Annotated in this window: 24 protein-coding genes and 1 pseudogene; 11 read left to right on the top strand and 14 right to left on the bottom strand. The window is 67.3% G+C overall.

Annotated features, from left to right (window positions below; genetic code table 11):
* Positions 1-18: 18 nt before the first annotated feature.
* Positions 19-996, bottom strand: coding sequence for a proteasome assembly chaperone family protein (locus AC5Y6Y_RS15080; protein WP_463826902.1), 978 nt, complete (start codon positions 994-996; stop codon positions 19-21).
* A gap of 147 nt (positions 997-1143) precedes the next feature.
* On the opposite strand from AC5Y6Y_RS15080, the gene AC5Y6Y_RS15075 reads away from it, so the two are divergent.
* Positions 1144-1863: a trypsin-like serine peptidase gene (locus AC5Y6Y_RS15075; protein WP_473140062.1), complete on the top strand. Its 720-nt coding sequence runs from the start codon at positions 1144-1146 to the stop codon at positions 1861-1863.
* Between the two features lie 3 nt (positions 1864-1866).
* On the opposite strand, the gene sthA is transcribed toward AC5Y6Y_RS15075, so the two are convergent.
* Positions 1867-3273 carry a Si-specific NAD(P)(+) transhydrogenase gene (sthA, locus tag AC5Y6Y_RS15070; RefSeq protein ID WP_463827166.1) on the bottom strand — a complete coding sequence of 469 codons (1407 nt, stop codon included), beginning with the start codon at positions 3271-3273 and terminating at the stop codon, positions 1867-1869.
* 113 nt (positions 3274-3386) lie between these two features.
* Between sthA and AC5Y6Y_RS15065 the strand changes: the two genes are divergently transcribed.
* Positions 3387-4436 carry a DUF4192 domain-containing protein gene (locus AC5Y6Y_RS15065; protein ID WP_473140061.1) on the top strand — a complete coding sequence of 350 codons (1050 nt, stop codon included), beginning with the start codon at positions 3387-3389 and terminating at the stop codon, positions 4434-4436.
* Positions 4437-4455: 19 nt separating this feature from the next.
* Here the strand turns inward: AC5Y6Y_RS15065 and AC5Y6Y_RS15060 are convergent, their stop codons facing one another.
* The 3 genes and pseudogenes from AC5Y6Y_RS15060 to AC5Y6Y_RS15050 all read right to left on the bottom strand — a co-directional run bounded on the left by AC5Y6Y_RS15060 (position 4456) and on the right by AC5Y6Y_RS15050 (position 6815).
* Entirely contained in the window at positions 4456-5148 is a 693-nt protein-coding gene (locus tag AC5Y6Y_RS15060) for an iron-dependent transcriptional repressor DtxR (protein WP_463826899.1), read from the bottom strand.
* A 145-nt stretch (positions 5149-5293) separates the two neighbouring features.
* Positions 5294-6256, bottom strand: a pseudogene (locus AC5Y6Y_RS15055) (sigma-70 family RNA polymerase sigma factor); the annotation flags it as partial.
* Between the two features lie 145 nt (positions 6257-6401).
* Positions 6402-6815 (bottom strand): DUF3099 domain-containing protein, encoded by a 414-nt coding sequence (locus tag AC5Y6Y_RS15050; RefSeq protein ID WP_463826898.1) that lies wholly within the window; start codon positions 6813-6815, stop codon positions 6402-6404.
* Between the two features lie 76 nt (positions 6816-6891).
* Between AC5Y6Y_RS15050 and AC5Y6Y_RS15045 the strand changes: the two genes are divergently transcribed.
* Entirely contained in the window at positions 6892-7131 is a 240-nt protein-coding gene (locus tag AC5Y6Y_RS15045; protein WP_463826897.1) for a DUF3039 domain-containing protein, read from the top strand.
* Here the strand turns inward: AC5Y6Y_RS15045 and AC5Y6Y_RS15040 are convergent.
* Entirely contained in the window at positions 7118-8095 is a 978-nt protein-coding gene (locus tag AC5Y6Y_RS15040; protein ID WP_473140060.1) for a YihY/virulence factor BrkB family protein, read from the bottom strand. The two genes, AC5Y6Y_RS15045 and AC5Y6Y_RS15040, sit on opposite strands and share 14 nt — an antisense overlap.
* 66 nt (positions 8096-8161) lie before the next feature.
* Entirely contained in the window at positions 8162-8347 is a 186-nt protein-coding gene (locus tag AC5Y6Y_RS15035; protein ID WP_055578419.1) for a DUF7455 domain-containing protein, read from the bottom strand.
* Between the two features lie 126 nt (positions 8348-8473).
* Between AC5Y6Y_RS15035 and AC5Y6Y_RS15030 the strand changes: the two genes are divergently transcribed.
* Entirely contained in the window at positions 8474-8857 is a 384-nt protein-coding gene (locus AC5Y6Y_RS15030) for a DUF952 domain-containing protein (protein WP_473140059.1), read from the top strand.
* 122 nt (positions 8858-8979) lie between these two features.
* Positions 8980-9219, top strand: coding sequence for a hypothetical protein (locus AC5Y6Y_RS15025; protein ID WP_473140058.1), 240 nt, complete (start codon positions 8980-8982; stop codon positions 9217-9219).
* A 237-nt stretch (positions 9220-9456) separates the two neighbouring features.
* Here AC5Y6Y_RS15025 and AC5Y6Y_RS15020 read toward each other — a convergent pair whose 3' ends face one another.
* Entirely contained in the window at positions 9457-10947 is a 1491-nt protein-coding gene (locus tag AC5Y6Y_RS15020) for an RNA polymerase sigma factor (protein WP_463826893.1), read from the bottom strand.
* Positions 10948-11124: 177 nt separating this feature from the next.
* The gene (gene ppgK / locus AC5Y6Y_RS15015; RefSeq protein WP_463826892.1) at positions 11125-11913 is read right to left on the bottom strand and encodes a polyphosphate--glucose phosphotransferase; all 789 of its coding nucleotides are present in this window, start codon (positions 11911-11913) and stop codon (positions 11125-11127) included.
* 147 nt (positions 11914-12060) lie between these two features.
* Between ppgK and AC5Y6Y_RS15010 the strand changes: the two genes are divergently transcribed.
* Positions 12061-12918: an inositol monophosphatase family protein gene (locus AC5Y6Y_RS15010; RefSeq protein WP_473140086.1), complete on the top strand. Its 858-nt coding sequence runs from the start codon at positions 12061-12063 to the stop codon at positions 12916-12918.
* A 4-nt stretch (positions 12919-12922) separates the two neighbouring features.
* Here the strand turns inward: AC5Y6Y_RS15010 and cei are convergent, their stop codons facing one another.
* A complete protein-coding gene (cei, locus tag AC5Y6Y_RS15005; protein WP_463826890.1) occupies positions 12923-13585 on the bottom strand; it encodes an envelope integrity protein Cei in 663 nt (220 codons plus the stop codon).
* Positions 13586-13779: 194 nt separating this feature from the next.
* Between cei and AC5Y6Y_RS15000 the strand changes: the two genes are divergently transcribed.
* Positions 13780-14082, top strand: a complete 303-nt coding sequence (locus tag AC5Y6Y_RS15000) for a DUF4193 domain-containing protein (RefSeq protein WP_003899437.1) — start codon at positions 13780-13782, stop codon at positions 14080-14082.
* Between the two features lie 4 nt (positions 14083-14086).
* On the opposite strand, the gene AC5Y6Y_RS14995 is transcribed toward AC5Y6Y_RS15000, so the two are convergent.
* A complete protein-coding gene (locus tag AC5Y6Y_RS14995; protein ID WP_463826889.1) occupies positions 14087-14566 on the bottom strand; it encodes a DUF3093 domain-containing protein in 480 nt (159 codons plus the stop codon).
* Between the two features lie 25 nt (positions 14567-14591).
* On the opposite strand from AC5Y6Y_RS14995, the gene dut reads away from it, so the two are divergent.
* Entirely contained in the window at positions 14592-15056 is a 465-nt protein-coding gene (dut, locus tag AC5Y6Y_RS14990; protein WP_463826888.1) for a dUTP diphosphatase, read from the top strand.
* Positions 15057-15091: 35 nt separating this feature from the next.
* Entirely contained in the window at positions 15092-15853 is a 762-nt protein-coding gene (locus AC5Y6Y_RS14985) for a DUF3710 domain-containing protein (protein ID WP_463826887.1), read from the top strand.
* Here the strand turns inward: AC5Y6Y_RS14985 and AC5Y6Y_RS14980 are convergent.
* On the bottom strand, positions 15850-16557 hold the full coding sequence (locus AC5Y6Y_RS14980; RefSeq protein ID WP_473140085.1) for an alpha/beta hydrolase: 708 nt from the start codon (positions 16555-16557) through the stop codon (positions 15850-15852). The genes AC5Y6Y_RS14985 and AC5Y6Y_RS14980 overlap by 4 nt on opposite strands.
* A gap of 153 nt (positions 16558-16710) precedes the next feature.
* On the opposite strand from AC5Y6Y_RS14980, the gene AC5Y6Y_RS14975 reads away from it, so the two are divergent.
* Together AC5Y6Y_RS14975 and AC5Y6Y_RS14970 are read left to right on the top strand one after the other, a co-directional pair.
* Complete coding sequence (locus AC5Y6Y_RS14975) at positions 16711-17079, top strand: OB-fold nucleic acid binding domain-containing protein (protein ID WP_180918088.1); 369 nt, start codon at positions 16711-16713, stop codon at positions 17077-17079.
* Positions 17080-17114: 35 nt separating this feature from the next.
* Positions 17115-17777, top strand: a complete 663-nt coding sequence (locus AC5Y6Y_RS14970) for a DUF3159 domain-containing protein (protein WP_473140057.1) — start codon at positions 17115-17117, stop codon at positions 17775-17777.
* On the opposite strand, the gene AC5Y6Y_RS14965 is transcribed toward AC5Y6Y_RS14970, so the two are convergent.
* Together AC5Y6Y_RS14965 and AC5Y6Y_RS14960 are read right to left on the bottom strand one after the other, a co-directional pair.
* Positions 17774-18448 carry a potassium channel family protein gene (locus AC5Y6Y_RS14965; protein WP_463826885.1) on the bottom strand — a complete coding sequence of 225 codons (675 nt, stop codon included), beginning with the start codon at positions 18446-18448 and terminating at the stop codon, positions 17774-17776. The two genes, AC5Y6Y_RS14970 and AC5Y6Y_RS14965, sit on opposite strands and share 4 nt — an antisense overlap.
* The gene (locus tag AC5Y6Y_RS14960; protein ID WP_463826884.1) at positions 18445-19116 is read right to left on the bottom strand and encodes a potassium channel family protein; all 672 of its coding nucleotides are present in this window, start codon (positions 19114-19116) and stop codon (positions 18445-18447) included. Before AC5Y6Y_RS14960 ends, AC5Y6Y_RS14965 begins: the two co-directional genes overlap by 4 nt.
* Positions 19117-19172 lie beyond the last annotated feature (56 nt).

Genomic DNA, 19172 nt, shown 5'->3' with positions numbered 1-19172 from the left:
CCGTTAAGGCGTTCGGGACTAACTCGAATCGTCGTCGTCGTGCTTCTTCTCCGCCTGCTGAGCCAGAAAGCGCTCGAACTCGGCGCCCAGCTCGTCGCCGCTGGGCAGTTCCTCGTCACGTGCCAGCAAGGATCTGTTTTCCTGAGCGTCGATGAACGCATCGTACTGGCGCTCGAGCGCGGTCACCACTTGAGCGACTTCCGCGCTCGCCTGGACCTGTTCGTCGATCTTGGTCCGGATCTCAGCGGCCGCCTCGGCCAGCGCCTCCACCGGCAGATCCAGCGATCCCGTCTTCGCCACCTGCTCGAGCAGAGCCTGCGCGGCGGCCGGGTAATCAGTCTGGGTGAGGTAGTGCGGGACGTGCACGGTGAAGCCGACCACCTCGTGGCCGTGTTGCGCCATCCGGTATTCCAGCAGGTTGGACGCGCTACCCGGGACCTGGATCTCGGAAATCCACGGCTGGAAGTCGGCGATCAGCTCGGCGTTGTTCGAGTGTGCGGTCATCGTGACGGGCCGGGTGTGGGGGACGGCCATCGGAACAGTGCCCAGGCCGATCGTCTGCCGCACGCCCAGGCGTTCGGCCAGCAGTCGCACCGCGGTGATGAACCGCTCCCACTTCAGGTCCGGTTCCATGCCGGCCAGCAGCAGAAACGGGGTCCCGACGCTGTCGCGCAGCGCGTACAGGCTTAATTCGGGATCGTCGTACTTGGTGAAGTGGTCGGTCTTGAAGGTCATCATCGGCCGCCGGGAGCGGTAGTCCAGCAGCTCGTCGATCGCGAATGATGCGACCAGTTCGGTGTCCAGCACCTCTTTGAGGTGGGCGGCGGCAAGCCGAATCGCGTGACCGGCGTCGGAGAACCCCTCCAGGGCGTGGACCAGCACCGGACCGCGGCCGTCGGATGCCGATAACTGAGGTGCCGGGAACTCCAGCTCGTACATGCCGGGTTGTCCGGGCTGGTATTCCTGCGCCTCGCCTGGGTCGTGATGGTCGGACATTGAGCGTGCCTCCTTCCGGGATTCGCGCGCGGGCCTCTCTAGGTTGCCCTAACCAGTCTTCCTCAATCGACGCCGCATCTCTCAGAACGCAGTCGGACCGGTTTCTATTCGCTTGCCGGTCCCCTCCGGTCGGGCAGGATGGGACCGATGCGCGCAGTGACGGCAACGATCAGCCTGGCGGTGATTCTTGCGTCCTGCGCCGCGCACGAGGGCGCTCATGTGGCGCCGGACCCGCGGGTGGGTGCGGTTTTCCGGGACGGCGGCAATCGGCACGGGTGCAGCGGTTCGGTACTGCACTCGGCGAGCGGTGACCTCGTGCTGACCGCTGCGCATTGCCTGCTGGGCCCGACGAAGACGACCTTCGTTCCGGGTTTCAGTGGTGCCCCCGGGCCCGCCGACGTCTGGACGGTCGACGCGGTGTACTTCGACCGACGCTGGACTGGCAGCCGGGACCCGCGCGCGGACTACGCGATCGCCCGGGTGAGCGGTGCGCGCGGGACGGTGGAGGGCCGTGCCGGCGCGGCCCTGAGCCTGGGGACCTCCCCGCTGCCGGGCACCCGGGTGAGTGTCACGGGCTATCCCGCGGGCGTGGGTGGCGGTCCCATCGGCTGCCAGGGCACCTCCGGCGTCACCGGGAGCGGATTCCCCTCGTTGCCGTGTGCCGGGCTGGTCGGCGGAACGAGCGGCGCGCCCTGGGTCGACGGGTCGAAGGTCGTCGGGGTGGTCGGCGGTCTGGAGGGTGGCGGATGCACCGAAAACCTCTCCTACAGCGCGCCTTTCGACGAGAACATCGCACAACTGCTCGCCCGCGCCGAAGCCCGCGGTCCCGGCGACGTCGCACCAACCGACTACGACGACCACTGCTGAGATTTACCGCAAGAACTGGCTGAGCGCGCGCATCTTGTTGGTCACGTCCAGCGCGGCGACCTTGTAGGCCTCGGAGAACGTCGGGTAGTTGAAGACGGCGTCGACCAGGTAGTCGACGGTTCCACCGCACCCCATGACCGCCTGCCCGATGTGCACCATCTCGGTGGCGCTGGTGCCGAAGATGTGCGCGCCGAGAATCTTGCGGTCGCGGGTGGACACCAGCAACTTGAGCATGCCGTAGGAGTCGCCGGCGATCTGGCCGCGAGCCAGTTCGCGGTACCGGCACACACCTACCTCGTAGGGGATGGATTCCTTGGTCAGGTCCACCTCGGTGGCGCCGACGTAGGAGATCTCCGGGATGGAATAGATCCCGATCGGCTGCAGCGCAGTGATGCCGTCGGTCGGTTCCCCGAACGCGTGGTAGGCGGCCAGCCGACCCTGGTCCATCGAGGTCGCCGCCAGCGCCGGGAAGCCGATTACATCGCCCACCGCATAGATGTGTTCGACCTTCGTCTGGAACTGGTCGTCGACGAAAATCCTTCCGCGATGGTCGGTTTCGAGTCCCGCGTTCTCCAGGCCGAGGCTGGCGGTCTGTCCTTCCCGGCCGGCGGAATACATCACGGTCTCGGCGGGTATCTGCTTGCCGCTGCCCAGGGTGGTGACGGTGCCCGAGGAGCCGACGTCGACGGCGGTGACCTCCTCGCCGAAGCGGAAGGTGACCGCCAGGTCGCGCAGATGGAACTTCAGCGCTTCGACGATCTCCGGGTCGCAGAAGTCCAGCATGGTGTCGCGCTTCTCCACCACCGTCACCTTGGTGCCCAGCGCCGCGAACATCGACGCGTACTCGATGCCGATCACGCCGGCGCCGACGACCACCATGGAGGCGGGCAGCGAACGCAGATCGAGGATGCCGTCGGAGTCCAGCACCCGGCTCTCGTCGAACTCGACCCCGGACGGGCGCACCGGTTTGGTGCCGGTGGCGATGACGATGTAGTCGCCGCTGACCGTGACCCGCTCGCCCTGCGCGTCTTCCTCCACCAGCACGGTGTGCGGGTCGATGAATCGGCCGTGGCCCAGGACCAGGTCGATACGGTTGCGCATCAGCTGCGAGCGGACCACGTCGACCTGCTTGGTGATCACGTGCTGGGTGCGCGCGAGCAGGTCGGCCGGGGTGATCTTGTCCTTGACCCGGTAGCTGGCGCCGTAGAGTTCGCGCTGGCTCATGCCGGTGAGGTAGACCACGGCCTCCCGCAAGGTTTTCGACGGGATGGTGCCGGTGTTGACGCAGACTCCGCCGACCATGCGCCCGCGTTCCACGATCGCCACGGACTTGCCCAGCTTGGCCGCCGCGATGGCGGCTTTCTGTCCGCCGGGTCCGGAGCCGATAACGACCAGGTCGTATTCGCGCATGGAGGTCATGGGATAGACGATAAGGCCCACAGTCCAGACTTTCTCCACAAGCGCGGCGCTGAATCACGTTGCGCGAGCGCGGACTGACGGTGTCAGTCGTCAGCGTTGTGGTCATGACGAAGCATCGAGAAGACTTTCAACTGAATCGGCCCGGCGCGTTGATCGCGGCCCTACCCGCCATCCTCGGTTTCGTGCCGGAGAACTCGTTGGTGTTGGTGTCGCTGGAGGACGGGGGACTGGGTGCGGTGATGCGTGCCGACCTGGCCGACGACCTGATCGAGCGGGTCGATCAGCTTGCGGAGGTTGCCGCCGCGGCGCGCCCGGACGCCGCGATCGCGGTGATCGTCGACGACGAGGGTGCGCATTGCGCGGTGTGCAACGAGGAGCATCAGCGGCTCTGTGCAGCGGTCGCCGCGGCCTTGGCCCGTTACGACATCGACCTGTACGCGGCGCACGTGGTCGACGAGATCGCGCGCGGCGGACGGTGGCACTGCGTCGATTCCTGCGGCAAAGGCGGCGAGATCGACGATCCCTCGGCGTCGCCGCTGGCGGTGGCGGCGGTGGTGGACGGCCGGCGGCTGTACCGGCGGCGTGCCGATCTGCAGGCGGTGATCGCCCCGGACGTAGCGCGCGGTGCGACGCTGCTCGCGGCCCTGAAAGACGCGGAGAGCGTGCGCGAGAAGGCGGTTCGAACCGATGCGGCCGCCTGTTGCCGAGCCGAGGTGGAGAAAGCGCTGGCGGCCGCGGCCCAGGTGCTCGACGGCGAACTGCTCTCGGATGCCCAGATCGCCGAGCTCGGTTGCGCCTTGAGCGATACCCGGGTGCGGGACACGCTGTATGCCCTCGCTGTTGCGGAGAGCGCCGACGCGGCCGAGTCGTTGTGGTCGGTGCTGGCACGGCTGCTGCCACCACCTTGGCGGGTGGAGGCCCTGGTGCTGCTGGCCTTCAGTGCCTACGTGCGCGGTGACGGGCCGCTGGCGGGTTTGTCGCTGGAGGCGGCACTGCGCTGCGACCCGGACCATCGGATGGCGGGCATGCTGGACACCGCCTTGCAATCGGGGTTGCGGCCCAACGACATTCGCAGATTGGCAGGCACCGGTTACCAGCTGGCCGAGCAACTCGGGGTACGGCTGCCGCCGCGCCAAGGCAGGCGCGCCGGGTGACGGCGCGGAACGAGGCGGGTCAGACCTTTTCGACCTTCACCGCGTGGGCCATCTCGTGCGGCAGGGTGACGTTCTCGTGTCCGGGGATGACGATGGTCACTCCACCACCCGGGCCGGTCTCGACCGTGACGCGGGCGTTGGGCACCACTCCGGCGTCCTTGAGTCGGCTGATCAGGTCGATGTCGCCCTGCACGTGCTCGGTGAGTTGACGCACGACGACGGCGACCGGCGATCCGCCCGGCAGCTCGGTCAGCCGGACCAGGTTGGCGTCGTCGGCGCCGGATTCGGCGGTCAGGCCCAGGTCCAGCAGGCCGGGGATCGGGTTGCCGAACGGCGAGGTCGTCGGGTTGTTGAGCACTTTGACCAACCGGCGTTCGACGTCCTCGCTCATCACGTGCTCCCACCGGCAGGCTTCGGCGTGCACTTCCTCCCACGGCAGGCCGATCACGTCGACCAGCAGACGTTCGGCCAGCCGGTGCTTGCGCATCACTGCCACGGCCAGCGTGCGGCCCTTGTCGGTGAGCTCAAGATGCCGGTCGCCGGCCACCCGCAACAGTCCGTCGCGTTCCATCCGGGAGACGGTCTGGCTGACGGTGGGGCCGCTCTGCTCGAGCCGTTCGGCGATCCGGGCGCGCAGCGGCGTCACGCCCTCTTCCTCGAGGTCGTAAATAGTCCGCAGGTACATCTCGGTGGTATCAACCAAGTCGTTCATTCAGCATCCTCCGTTGCCGCCGAGTCTACTTCGCCAGCCCTGCGGGTGTTCGCGCAAAACACCCCACCGCAGCAGTATGCCCGCCGCGTAACCGCGGCGGGCACACCGTCTCCAGTAAAGCTTGCCAAACGAGCGAATTCGTACCTCAGCTGGCGTACGACCGCAGCCGATCAGCTCGTTCGCCGTGACGCAGCTTGCACATCACATCCCGCTCGATTTGCCGGACCCGCTCGCGGGACAGGCCGAACAACTTGCCGATCTGGTCCAGCGTGCGGGGCTGGCCGTCATCGAGTCCGAAGCGCAACCTGATCACCTGGTGCTCGCGCTCGTCGAGAGTGGCCAGCACACTGCGGATGTCGGTGTGCAGCAATTCGGCGATCACCGCGTTCTCGGCGGACATAGCCTCGGCGTCCTCGATGAAATCACCAAGCGGGGCTTCCTCTTCCGACCCGACCGGCATGTCCAGGCTCACCGGGTCGCGGCTGTGCTCGAGCAGGTCGTTGATCTTTTCAACGGCAATGCCGGACTCGGCGGCCAGTTCCTCGTCGGTCGCCTCACGACCCAGATTCTGGTGCATCTCCCGCTTGATCCGCGCCAACTTGTTGACCTGCTCCACCAGGTGAACCGGCAGCCTGATGGTGCGGCTCTGGTCGGCCATGCCGCGGGTGATCGCCTGACGGATCCACCAGGTGGCGTACGTCGAGAACTTGAAACCCTTTGTGTAGTCGAACTTTTCCATCGCGCGGATCAGGCCGAGGTTGCCTTCCTGGATGAGGTCCAGCAGCGGCATTCCCCGACCGGTGTAGCGCTTGGCCAGCGAAACCACCAGCCGCAGGTTCGCTTCCAACAGGTGGCGCCGAGCCGCCTGCCCGTCCCGCACCACCGCAGCCAGATCGCGTTTTCGGTTCTCGCCCAGGCGCTTCCGAGTTGCCAGCAGGTGCTCGGCGTACAGTCCGGCCTCGATGCGCTTGGCCAACTCGACTTCGTCGGCGGCGTTGAGCAACGCCGTCTTGCCGATGCCGTTCAGATATACACGCACCAGGTCCGCAGCTGGGCTCTGAGCATCCAAATCGCCGTCAAATCGGCCTGTGGTGGCATGTGCCATTGCGCCCTCCCGGTTGGCTTGTCTTGTTCATGTGGTTAACGAGAAGCCCGCATCGAGAGTTCCCACGAGGTCGTCATCTCACACCCCGTGACGTGCGGGAATGCGCTTGTGACCTGAGAATGTCCTGAGAAGTGGCGCGAGTGGACGGTTACTCGGAACCGTCGGGCTCGACCGTCCGCCAGTCCGGTTCCGGCGTCGGGTGCGGCCGTGGCGCCAGAGCCGGCCGCTCGGCAGTCGGGAACAACGGCGTACGGCGCCTCGTCTGTTCGAAGCGGCGGGGTTCGTCCGGGCTGCGCGGCGGCCGGTCGTTGGCGATTAGGACTGCCATCCACGGCAGCGGTATGGAAGCGGCGACGATCAGCAGCGAGATCAGACCGTTGTGCCAGGCGCCGTAGGCAAGGGCGGCCAGGATCAGCGCCGGAATCCGAAACGACATGATCGTCAGGTATTTCCGCACACGCGCCCGGTGCTGCACCTCGTAGGAGGGTGCAGCAGCGGTGATAAGTACCGGGCGACCGTGTTCATCGAAGTCGTCGAAACTCAGCTCGGGGCCGCGCTTCATTCCTCCACTGTGGCACACCTGAGCCGATCGCGGTTTCCCGGTGTCCCGCTGCGGGTCAGGATGCACAATGTAGGTCATGGAGACCCAGACGATTGAGCGCACTGACGCCGACGAACGCGCCGATGACGGGACCGGCAGCGATACGCCGAAGTTCTTCCACTACGTCAAGAAGGACAAGATCGCTGAGAGCGCGGTTATGGGCAATCATGTTGTGGCGTTGTGCGGCGAGGTGTTTCCGGTGACCAAGGCGGCCAAGCCGGGTTCGCCGGTGTGCCCCGACTGCAAGCAGATCTACGAGCGGCTCAAGAAGGGCTGACCCCTGCGTCGTCCGCGGACTGTGGCGGCGCCGCATCGGTGGTGCCGGTCATGGACGAAGTGCGATGGACCAGCCACTTGCGCAGCCGGTGGGCGTGCGTCGCAGGCGCCGGCCATTCCTCCTGCAGCGCGGCATTGAGTTCGGCCCCGATCATGATCGAGAAGCCCCCGAAGAACGCGAACAGCAGGAACGCGATCGGTGTGGCGAGTGCGCCGTAGGTGTAGCCGGTGCTGCCGATCCAACTGAGATACAGCCGTAGGCCCAGGGTGGCGACCGCGAAAACCACTGTCGCCAGCACTGTTCCGGGTATCAGCCGGTGTGTCGGCAGCGGGACCGGCAGTGCCACCCGATACAGCACCGTCACCCCGGCCATCAGGCCCAGAATCAGGGCCGGGTAGTAGCCGTAGTGCAATAGATTCTGGGTGCCTTCCGGAATATGTTCACTGACTTTGCGGGGGCCGACGACCGCGACCGGCGCGGTCACCACCACGAACAGCAACATCATCAGGTACAGAAACAGCGCGAAGAACCGCTGTCGGACGGGATGACGCAGCGGGGTCTGGTCGTGCGCCTCCACGATGGCGTCGACGAACGACGAGATCGCCGACGATCCCGCCCACAACGAGATCAGAAATCCGACGGAGGCCACCTCGCCGCCGGCGATACCCGTGATATCGCGGATGGTCGGTTCGATGATCTGGTCTACGACGTTGGGGGAGAAGAAGTTCCGGGCCGTGGACAGAATGCTCTTGATGATCGAGGACAAGGTGTCCTCCCCGAAGAGGGGAGCCACCCAGGCCAAGGTGCCCAAGATGCCCAGCAGCAGTGGCGGCGTCGAGAGACAGGTCCAGAAGCCGGCTTCGGCGGATTCCGAGAAAATCGAGTCATCCCAAGCCTTGGACAGTGTCCTACGGCTTATTTGCCAGACGTGATGGCGGGCGTGCGTGGAACCCTGCTCACTCATATCCGTCCAGCATTACCGATGACCCCTCGCCCGGTCGGCATTAGGCCGGGCGAGTTCGACGGCAAATTACTGGCCGCTGACCTCGAGCACCGCGGCAAGCTCAGCCAACTTGGCTTCGTGCTTGTTGGCGTGGTGCTGGCAAAAGAGGAGCTCAGCCCCCGAAGGAAGCTTGGCGCGCACCCGAGCCGCGGCACCGCAGCGATCGCAGCGGTCTGCCCGAGTGAGCTCGGGACTGGTCAGAGTTGCGTTCATGGCTCCTCCGTTCTGGCGATAAATTCACTCTGTCAGACGTTCGGAGTTTTTGCCTTGTTCCCCGACCGTTATTGGGTGTGTCGTTTCTCACGCATATTTGCCCCAAAATCGGGCACCGTAATCAACGTGTTTCACCAGGCCAACGAACGGCTGGTGCGGTTGTGTTCCGCAGCGGAGTGGACGGCCGCCCGCGAGCAGGGGGCGATCCTTCCGGATCCCGCCGACGGCTTCGTCCACCTGTCCAGAATCGACCAAGTGCACCTGCCGGCGACCCGCCTCTATCGCGGTCGTCGCGACCTCGTCCTGCTCCACCTCGATGCCGCGTCGCTGGACGCGCCGGTGCGGTGGGAGCCGGGGGTCCCGACCGATCCAGAGGCGATGCTTTTTCCACATCTGTACGGCCCGCTGCCGGTGCAATCCGTGCTTCGGGTCGTGCCGTACCCGCCCGGAGAAGACGGCGCGTTCGCGGCCCTACCGAGTCAAGTAGACCGCACTCGACGGTGCAATTGAGATAAGCGCCGATACGCCAACGCGTAACAACGCTCGAGAATGTCAACCAGCTGTGATTGTTTTGGCGATTTCGAGGGCTTGAGCTCCACGAGGCGGATAACTTCACTGCATCTACGAATCGCATGAGTCTCCTGCCTGCCTCGTGTGCCGCCACCGCAAGCGGTGGCGCGGGCGGCGCGGGCGGCACCGCTTCGATCAACGCGACCGACGCTTCAGCGAAGATCACCGGCGGCACTGCTCACGGCGGTAACGGCGGAGCGGGGAACACTAACACCGCGCAGGGTGGCAATGGCGGAAATGCGTTGATGCAAGCCAGCGGCGGCAGAATTGCGGCGGCCCAGGGCAGAGCGTTTCCATTATGAATCAGGACGGCCGAACAACTATCGGCCACGACGGCCTCGATCGCCCCTAGACCTCCAGGCGATACCACCTTCGGGCTGCATACCGTCCGGGCATTGTTGGCCGGGAGTCAATGATCAGCGCGGGCGCCAGTGCCTCGCCGGCACTCGACCGCCCGCATTCCTGGCGGCGCCTTCGGCAAGCCGGACTCTTGAGGCGCGACGATGATGCTGATAACCCGGATTGCGCCGGTAGGTCGCTCAGTCCAGGTAGTCGCGCAGGACCTGCGAGCGACTCGGGTGGCGCAGCTTGGACATCGTCTTGGACTCGATCTGGCGGATCCGCTCGCGGGTGACGCCGTAGACCTGCCCGATCTCGTCCAACGTGCGCGGCTGGCCGTCGGTGAGACCGAACCGCAGCCGCACCACGCCTGCCTCGCGCTCGGACAGCGTGTCCAGCACCGACTGCAGCTGATCTTGCAGGAGGGTGAAGGAAACGGCATCGACCGCGACGACGGCTTCGCTGTCCTCGATGAAGTCCCCGAGTTGGCTGTCGCCCTCGTCGCCGATGGTCTGGTCCAGCGAGATCGGCTCCCGGGCGTACTGCTGGATCTCCAGCACCTTCTCCGGCGTGATGTCCATTTCCTTGGCCAGCTCTTCAGGGGTGGGCTCGCGGCCCAGGTCCTGCAGCAGCTCGCGCTGGATACGGCCCAGCTTGTTGATCACCTCGACCATGTGCACCGGGATACGGATGGTGCGGGCCTGGTCGGCCATGGCGCGGGTGATGGCCTGGCGGATCCACCACGTCGCGTAGGTGGAGAACTTGTAGCCCTTGGTGTAGTCGAACTTCTCCACCGCGCGGATCAAGCCCAGGTTGCCTTCCTGGATGAGGTCCAGGAAAGCCATGCCGCGGCCGGTGTAACGCTTGGCCAGCGACACCACCAGACGGAGGTTGGCTTCCAGCAGATGGTTTTTCGCGCGGTCGCCGTCGCGACAGATCCACATCATGTCGCGGCGCTGGGCGGCGGGCAGCTTTTCGCCGCGGTCGGTCAACTCCACCATCAACTGGGTGGCGTACAGACCGGCCTCGATGCGCTTGGCCAGCTCGACTTCTTCCTCAGCGTTCAGCAGCGCTACTTTGCCGATCTGCTTGAGGTAGGCGCGGACCGAGTCGGCGGACGCGGTGAGCTCGGCATCTTTGCGCGCCTGCCGCAGCGCCTCGGACTCGTCTTCGTCCCAGACGAAATCCCCCGACGCCTTGTCCTTCTCGGTGGGTTCGGCGATGTCTTCTTCGTCCTCGGCGGCCGCCGCGGTGGACTCGACCACGACTACGGGCTCGCCGTCCTCGGCCTCGGCGTCGGCCGGGTCGATCACGGCGTCCTCTTCTTCGGGCGTCTCGTCGACTTCCAGCTCGTCGAGAACGAGGTCGGCGGCATCGAGTTCGAGGTCTTCGCCGGGTTCGACGTCGATGTCGGTGTCGAGTTCCTCAGCGGCCTCGGAGCCGACGGTGTCGGTCGAGACGTCGTCGGCGTCTTTCGCCTTCGCCGCACCGCGGGCCGGGGCTTTCGCAGCGGCCTTGGCCCGGGCCTTCTTGGGGGCCTCACCGTCTGTTTCGTGCGCGCCGGCCTTGGTGGCCCGCTTGGCGGGCGCGGTTCCGTTGGCGGCCTTGGCCGCGGTGCGCTTGGCGGGAGCCTTCGTGGCGGTGCGTTTCACCGGCTCATCAGTCGCCGGAGTAGCCTTCGTCGCTGCCACATACACCCCTTCGGTCGGACGCACTTCCGGTGGGTCTGGGCATGGTTGACCGAAAGTGTCTGCTATGTCGAATGTCGGCGTTTGATATCAGCGTGAGTATCGCGCGCTATCGGTTTGGGCGGCCGCCGACGACCATTGTAACTTCACCGGGACCTGCTACTTGCCCGGCAGCGAAAATCAGTGTGTCACGTCCCTGGTCGCTGCCATGGCCGCGCCGACGATCCCGGCGGTGTTCTGCAGGGTGGCGGGCACCACCGGGGTGCGGTTCTCCAGCAGATGCACCCATTTGTCGGCCTTACGGCTGATCCCACCGCCGGCGATGAACAGGTCGGGCCAGATGGCGTTCTCGATGGCGACCAAGACTCTGGTCACCTGTTTGGTCCACTTCTCGTAGGTCCACCCGTTCTTTTCCTTGACCGACGACGCAGCCCGCTGTTCGGCCTCTTTCCCACCGACCTCGAGGTGACCGAATTCGGTATTCGGGATCAGTTTCCCGTTGTGGATCACCGCTGAACCGATACCTGTTCCGAAGGTGAGCAACACGACCAGGCCCTCGTGGCCCCGACCGGCGCCGTAGCGTTCCTCGGCCAGACCTGCCGCATCGGCGTCGTTGAGGATGGTGACGTCCTGGCCGTCGAGCGCGGCGCTGATCACGTCGCGCGCGTTGGTCCCGATCCAGGCTTTGTCCACATTGGCCGCGGTCTGCACGATCCCGTGCGTGACCACTCCGGGGTAGGTCACCCCGAGCGGGCCGGTCCACCCGAATCCGTTGACGACCTCCGCGATGGTCTTGGCGACCGCCGCGGGGGTGGCCGGTTGCGGGGTGAGCAATTTGATCCGGTCGCCGATCAACGCGCCGGTGTCCAGATCGACCACCGCACCCTTGATGCCACTGCCACCGACGTCGACACCGAACCCTCGACGTTGTCCGGTGGCGGTGTCGGTCCCAGGGACGGTGCTGGTCATCGGATCTCCTCGGCGAGACTGGGTGGTTCGCTCACCTTAGCGACCATCCGGGGCCGGCGCGGTGAGGCGGGTTGGGGCAGTTGGGAAGTCGCCTCAGAGCGGCGAGAAGTCGCTGTGTGATGCGATAGAGCGGTGACTCCGCCCGATTTGGCCCTCGATGAGATCGCAGAGCTGCGCTCGGTGGCCGCAGCGCTGGCGGCCGAGGCGGCCGCGTTCGTGCGCCGTCGACGGGTCGAGGTGTTCGGCGGCGGATCGGGCGCCGGCCGTGGCACCGTACGCGCCAAGACCACTCCGACCGACCCGGTCACCGTCGCCGACACCGACACCGAACGGCTGCTGCGGGAACGGCTGGCACAGCTGCGGCCCGGTGACCCGATTCTCGGGGAGGAGGGCGGCGGGCCGGCGGATCTGAGCGCTGCCCCGGCCGACGCGGTCACCTGGGTGCTGGACCCGATCGACGGGACGGTGAATTTCGTCTACGGCATCCCGGCTTACGCCGTCTCGGTCGCCGCTCAGGTGGGCGGCGTGTCGGTGGCCGGTGCGGTCGCCGATGTCGTTGCGAAACAAGTGTATTCGGCGGGCCGGGGCCTCGGGGCGCACGTCACCGGCGAGGGCGGGGCGCGCGCACTGCGATGCACCGATGTCGGCGACCTGTCGATGGCGCTGCTGGGGACCGGGTTCGGGTACTCGCCCCGGCGACGGGTCCGACAAGCCGCGTTGCTCGCCCAGATACTGCCGGTGGTGCGCGACGTGCGTCGGGTCGGTTCGGCGGCGCTGGACCTGTGCATGGTCGCCTCAGGCCGGTTGGACGCCTACTACGAACACGGGCTGCAGGTGTGGGACCAGGCCGCGGGTGCGTTGATCGCCGCGGAGGCCGGCGCGCGGGTGGTGTTGCCGGCGCCCGACGTCAGCGGTGCCGGCGTGGTGGTCGCGGCTGCGCCCGGGATCGCCGAGGCCCTGCTGGGGGCGCTGGGACAGGCGGGCGGACTGGAACCGCTGGACTGAGGGCTCAGCAGCTGTTGGAGTGAATCTTGGCCAGCAGCGTGTGATCCGCCGGTTCGGTGGCCCCGGGGCGCAAGGTCGCCAGCACGGCGTCGATGTCGTCGTTGTGGGCCAGCGAGTTGAAGTCGGTGCCCAGGGCGAGGTCGACGGAGTCGTCGCCGCGGCTGTCGCGGAACAACTCGGTGCAGGGCGCGACCAGCCAGAGCGCAGCTGCGGTGGCCTGCCCGGCGGTGCCGAATCGAATCTGACCCTGACAGGTCAGGCGGGTGCCCGCGTAGATCGGATCGTTGCTCGCGGCTGGTTGCGCGAAGCCGAGATCCTGCAGGGCCCCCGCGATGTCGCCGGCCTGACCGCCACGTCCACTCGCGTTGAGCACGCGCACCTTGGTTTCGGCGAGTTTGGCCGGTGCCACATCGATCATGTCGGTCCGGGACACCTGCTCACCGAGCTTGGTCGGACCGGCGGTGGCTGCCGTGCCCGTCGGCTCCGGGGGCGGGTTGCACACGGTCGCCTCACGGACGTCGGTCGGGCGGGTCAGCGCGACCGTCCACACCACGCCCGTCACCACTACCAGGAAGATCACCGCGATGATGGCAGGGCGGGGGTTGCGGCGCCGGAACGGCCGGCCGTGCTTATCGAAGGCGGTGCCTTCGGTAATGTGTGCAACCACACATGCACTCTAATCGCACCGGGAACGCACCCGTTTAAGGCCGACTACCCGGGTTAATCCCTCGGTGTGACGCATATCACACTCTATTCCGCCGCAATACGGGCACGAATCATTTGGTGCACGCGTTCGACGCTGGTACAAAGCGTTGCTTGAACTTTGTGAGAGCTCCGAGGGGACAGGACGGGGAGAAGACCATGCCTACCGACTACGACGCTCCACGACGCACCGAGACCGACGACGTCTCTGAGGACTCGCTGGAGGAACTCAAAGCGCGACGGAACGAGGCCGCGTCGGCGGTGGTCGACGTCGACGAATCCGAGTCCGCCGAGTCCTTCGAACTGCCTGGCGCCGATTTGTCCGGCGAAGAGTTGTCGGTGCGCGTGGTACCCAAGCAGGCCGACGAGTTCACTTGCTCGAGTTGCTTTTTGGTGCAGCACCGCAGCCGTCTCGCCAGCGAGAAGAACGGCGTGATGATCTGTACCGACTGCGCGGCCTGACGGTTCAGCTCCGCAGGGCCGAGAGGACCCGCTCGGGGTGACGACAACTCACCAACCAATACGGCGTCGGGTCGTCGGGATCGTCGAGAACCAACAGGACCATGGGGCCGATCCAGGCCCGGTGCACCACGTAAGCCGCCGGATCGAGTTGGCGGCCCAATGCCGCTGACTTGGCGCTACGCGCAATCGCCGCGGATCGGCAGATCACGGTGACCGGCAGGTGGGCGTCGCCGGCCCACAGCTCGACCCCGTCGGCCCCGGCGACGATGCGCACCTCGACGCGGCCCAGCCACAGCAGCGTTCCGACGGCCACCGCGAACAGCGTGACGAAGGGCAGCCAGTCGGGCAGGGACCGCACACCGACGTTGACTTCGGCTGCGATGAGCGCCGCCAGCGCGAAACCCGGTGGCCACCACCACCACGGCACCCACAGCCGCTCGCGATACCGCACGCTCTGCGGCGCGACGTGGCGGGTATCGGACACGCGGTCAAGGGTAATCTGTGCCCCCGTGTCGAACACTCTGGCCATCGTCCGTCTCGACCGGGGGCTCCCGTTGCCCAGCCGCGCCCACGAGGGCGACGCCGGCGTGGATTTGTTCAGCGCCGAGGACGTCGAGCTGGCCCCCGGACACCGGGCGCTGGTACCGACGGGCGTGGCGGTCGCGATCCCGCTCGGCATGGTCGGGTTGGTGCACCCGCGGTCCGGGCTGGCCTCGCGGGTGGGACTTTCCATCGTGAACAGTCCCGGGACCATCGACGCGGGCTATCGTGGCGAAATCAAGGTCGCGCTGATCAACCTGGACCCCACCACGCCGATCGTGGTGCACCGAGGCGACCGCATCGCGCAGTTGTTGGTGCAGCGGGTCGAGCTGGTCGAGTTGGTCGAGGTGTCGTCGTTCGACGAGGCCGGGCTGGCCGCCACCTCACGTGGCGAAGGCGGCCACGGTTCGTCGGGCGGACATGCGAGTCTGTGACAGCGGGGACGTGGCGATGAGAAGGGGCGGCGCAGATGGCTGCATTCGGTAGACGCAAGGGCGCCACGGCGGGCGGGCCGGCCGACGAGGACACCGTCGCGGTCGACGATCTCGTCGCCGACGACGAGTCCGGCGAGGAACTCGAGGGTCCGTTCGACATCGAGGACTTCGACGACCCGGCCGCGGCCGAGGTGGCCCGGTTGGACCTGGGCTCGGTGCTGATCCCGATGCCGGCGGCGGGCCAGGTGCAGGTCGAGCTCACCGAGACCGGGGTGCCCAGCGCCGTGTGGGTCGTCACGCCCAACGGGCGTTTCACCATCGCGGCCTACGCGGCGCCGAAAAGCCCCGGGCTGTGGCGTGAAGTGGCCGCCGAACTCGCCGAATCCCTCCGCAAAGACTCGGCGAAGGTCTCCATCAAGGACGGCCCGTGGGGCCGCGAGGTGGTCGGCACCGCCTCCGGGGTGGTCCGTTTCATCGGCGTGGACGGATACCGCTGGATGATCCGGTGCGTGGTCAACGGACCGCACGAAACCATCGATGCGCTGACCGACGAGGCACGTGCGGCGTTGACCGACACCGTGGTTCGCCGCGGGGACACGCCGCTGCCGGTGCGCACGCCGCTGCCGGTGCAACTACCCGAACCGATGGTGGAGCAGCTGCGGGAGGCCGCCGCCGCGGCCCAGCAGCCGGCGCCCGACCCGGCGCCGGATGACACGCCGTCCGACGAGCCGGTGGCGCGTCGTAGCGCTGAAGGGTCCGCGATGCAGCAGCTGCGCAGCACGATCACCGGCGGCTAGCGCCCCACCGCGACGAGCGCGGCCAGGCAGGCCGTACCCAGCGCGGCCGTGTCGGCCCCCATCTCCTGCAGGGTCACTGTGCGCAGCGCCGCGCGCGGGGCCGCGCTGACCCAGTCGGCGGCCACCTGCAGCGGGTGGATCGGGTCGTCGACTGCGGCCGCCACACCCAGCGGCGGGACCAGGCGGGCCAACTCCGCGGTGCTGGGCGCTGTGTAGCCGGCCGCCTCCTCCATCGCGTCGGGCAGCGCCGGCCACTGCGCCCGCCAGGACCGGGCCAGTTCATCGGCCAACCACGCCGGGCTGGACGCGCGCATCTGCGCCGTCGTCGCCGCCAGACCGTCGCGGCGCAACTGCGCGGCGGTGTAGCGCGCGGCGTGTGCGGCCGGTGCCGAGCTGGAGTCCCCGTTCCACGGCGGCAACGCGGCCAGCACCGCCACCGTGCGCTGCGGGTGGGCCAGCGCCCAGGCGGCCGCCACCGCAGCGCCGATGGACACGCCGCCGACCCCTATCGCCCGGCCGCCGTCAGCCGCGGAGTCCAGGGCGGCCAGGTAACCCTCGACCAGCCGGTGCGGCTGCGGCTCAGGTGTGACCAACACCGCACCGGCGCGTCGCAGCGGACCGGAAAAGGCCCGGTCGACGTAGTTATCGTCGGACCCGGTGCCAGGCAGCAACACGGTGGTGACACCGCGCAGATCGACAGCCACCTCCTCATAGTGCCCGGTGCCGACTGGTGACCGGATATCGGTGGTTTCAGCCATGTGGCGTGCGGGAACCAACAGGTCTACGGTGACCGTTGGCATAGTGGAATGTTGTCGGCAAGAGGCATCCCTAACGACGTCGAATTGTCAGGAGTGGCCATGGGGGCCCAAGGGTATCTACGCCGGCTCACCCGTCGGTTGACGGAGGACCCGGAGCAGCGCGACGTCGAAGAACTTTCCGACGAAGTCCTCAATACCGGCGCGCAGCGCGCCATCGACTGCCAGCGCGGCCAGGAGGTCACCATGGTGGGCACGCTGCGCAGCGTCGAGACCAACGGCAAGGGCTGCTCGGGCGGAGTCCGCGCGGAACTGTTCGACGGCAGCGACACGGTGACGCTGGTGTGGCTGGGTCAGCGACGCATCCCCGGCATCGACTCCGGACGCACCCTGCGGGTACGTGGTCGCCTGGGCAAGCTGGAGAACGGAACGAAAGCTATTTACAACCCGCACTACGAAATTCAGCGGTGACGCGGCCGCCCCACGCCGCGACGCCCCGATCTCCCGTGAGCGACAACAAGGCCGCGCGCCTGCTGGTACAGGCCGGTGGCATCAGCGGTCTGATCTACTCGTCCATGCCGGTGCTGACGTTCGTGATCGTATCCAGCATCGCCGGGCTGCTGCCCGCGATCTGCGCCGCGCTGGGAGCCGCTGTTCTGATCCTGGGTTGGCGGCTGCTTCGCCGGGATTCGGTGCAACCGGCCCTGTCCGGCTTTTTCGGGGTCGCCATCTGCGCGCTGATCGCCTATCTGGTCGGCCAGTCCAAGGGCTATTTCCTGCTCGGCATCTGGATGTCGTTGGCGTGGGCGGTGGTGTTCGCGGTGTCGATCCTGATCCGGCGGCCCGTGGTGGGTTATCTGTGGAGCTGGGCCAGCGGTCGCGACAACAGCTGGCGTGCGGTGCCGCGAGCGGTTCACGCGTTCGACCTGGCCACCCTGTGCTGGACGGTGGTGTTCGTCGCGCGGTTCGGCGTGCAGGGGCATCTCTACGAACTGGGCAAGACCGGCTGGCTCGGGGCGACCCGCATCGCGATGGGCTGGCCGCTGACCGGGCTGGCGGCGCTGGTGACCTACGTGGCGATCAAGGCCGTGCTGCGGGCCACCGGGCAGGGCGGCAGCACGCAGGACGACGTGGACGCAGCCGCGATCGACAAAGCCGTCCTGGACTAATCGACGCGATCACTCGCCGGCAGCAACAGCGACCGCAGTTCCTCCTCGACCTCGGTGACCGCGACGAACAGCAGCTCGTCCCCGCCTTCCAGGGGTTCGTCGCCCTGCGGCACGATCACCCGCGGTCCGCGCAGGATGGTCACCAGCGCGGCGTCGCGGGGTAGTTGCAACTTACGCACCGCCTTGCCGCCCCAGGGGGTGTCGTCGGGCAGGGTGATCTCGACCAGGTTGGCCTGGCCTTTGCGGAACTCCATCAGCCGCACCAGATCGCCGACGGCGACGGCCTCCTCGATCAGCGAGGCCAGCATGCGCGGAGTGGACACCGCCACGTCCACACCCCAGGCGTCGGTGAACAGCCACTCGTTGCGTGGGTCGTTGACCCGCGCCACCACCCGGGGCACCGCGAACTCGGTCTTGGCCAGCAGGCTGAGCACCACGTTGACCTTGTCGTCGCCGGTCGCGGCGACCACGACGTCGAAGTCTTCGAGGTGCATCTGCTCGAGCAGGCTCAGTTCGCAGGCGTCACCCAGCAGCCAGTGCGCGGCCGGGATGGCGTCGGTGTCCAGATGGTCCACGTTGCGTTCGATCAGGGTCACGTCGTGCGAGTTGGCGACGAGTTCGCGGGTGACCGAACGGCCGACGGCACCCGCTCCGGCGACGGCGACTTTCACTTGTCCAGATCCTCACTCGGTGGCAGCGCCGCAATGGCCACCGCTTCGGCGGCGCGACCGGAGATCGCGGCCACGTAGACCTGGTCGCCGGCCTGCAGCACCGTCTTGGGTTCGGGCAGCACGCCGGTGCCGAAGCGGATCAGGAACGCGACCCGCGCGCCGGTGGCCTGCTCCAGATCGGTGGCGCGATGGCCCACCCAGTCTTCGTGCAGGACCACCTGGGCGACGGCGACGGTGCCGGTGGGATCTCGCCACTTGGCGGTCTCGGTCTCCTGCGTCAAGGCGTTGAGCAGTCGATCGGTGGTCCACGGCACGGTGGCGATCGTCGGGATGCCGAGGCGCTCGTAGACCTCGGCGCGTTTGGCGTCGTAGATCCGGGCGACCACCCGTCGTACCCCGAAGGTCTCGCGGGCCAGCCGCGCCGAAATGATGTTCGAGTTGTCACCGGAGGACACCGCCGCGAACGCGTCGGCCCCCTCGATGCCCGCGCGCAGCAGCACATCCCGGTCGAAACCCTGGCCGAGCACCCGCTCGCCGGCGAATTCGGGACTGAGCCTGTTGAACGCGGCACTGTCGCGGTCGATGACCGCGACATCATGGCCGATGCGGGACAGGCCGTCTGCCACCGAAGAGCCCACCCGGCCGCACCCCATCACAACCACCCGCACTCCGAGGTCCTTTCGGTTGAGTACTGCGTGTCGCAACTGATCGGTGACCGACGTCG

This window comes from Mycobacterium sp. NGS24 (genome assembly GCF_059813065.1).
Note: the sequence above shows the minus strand (reverse complement) of the source record. Positions and strands in the feature narration are given on the sequence as shown.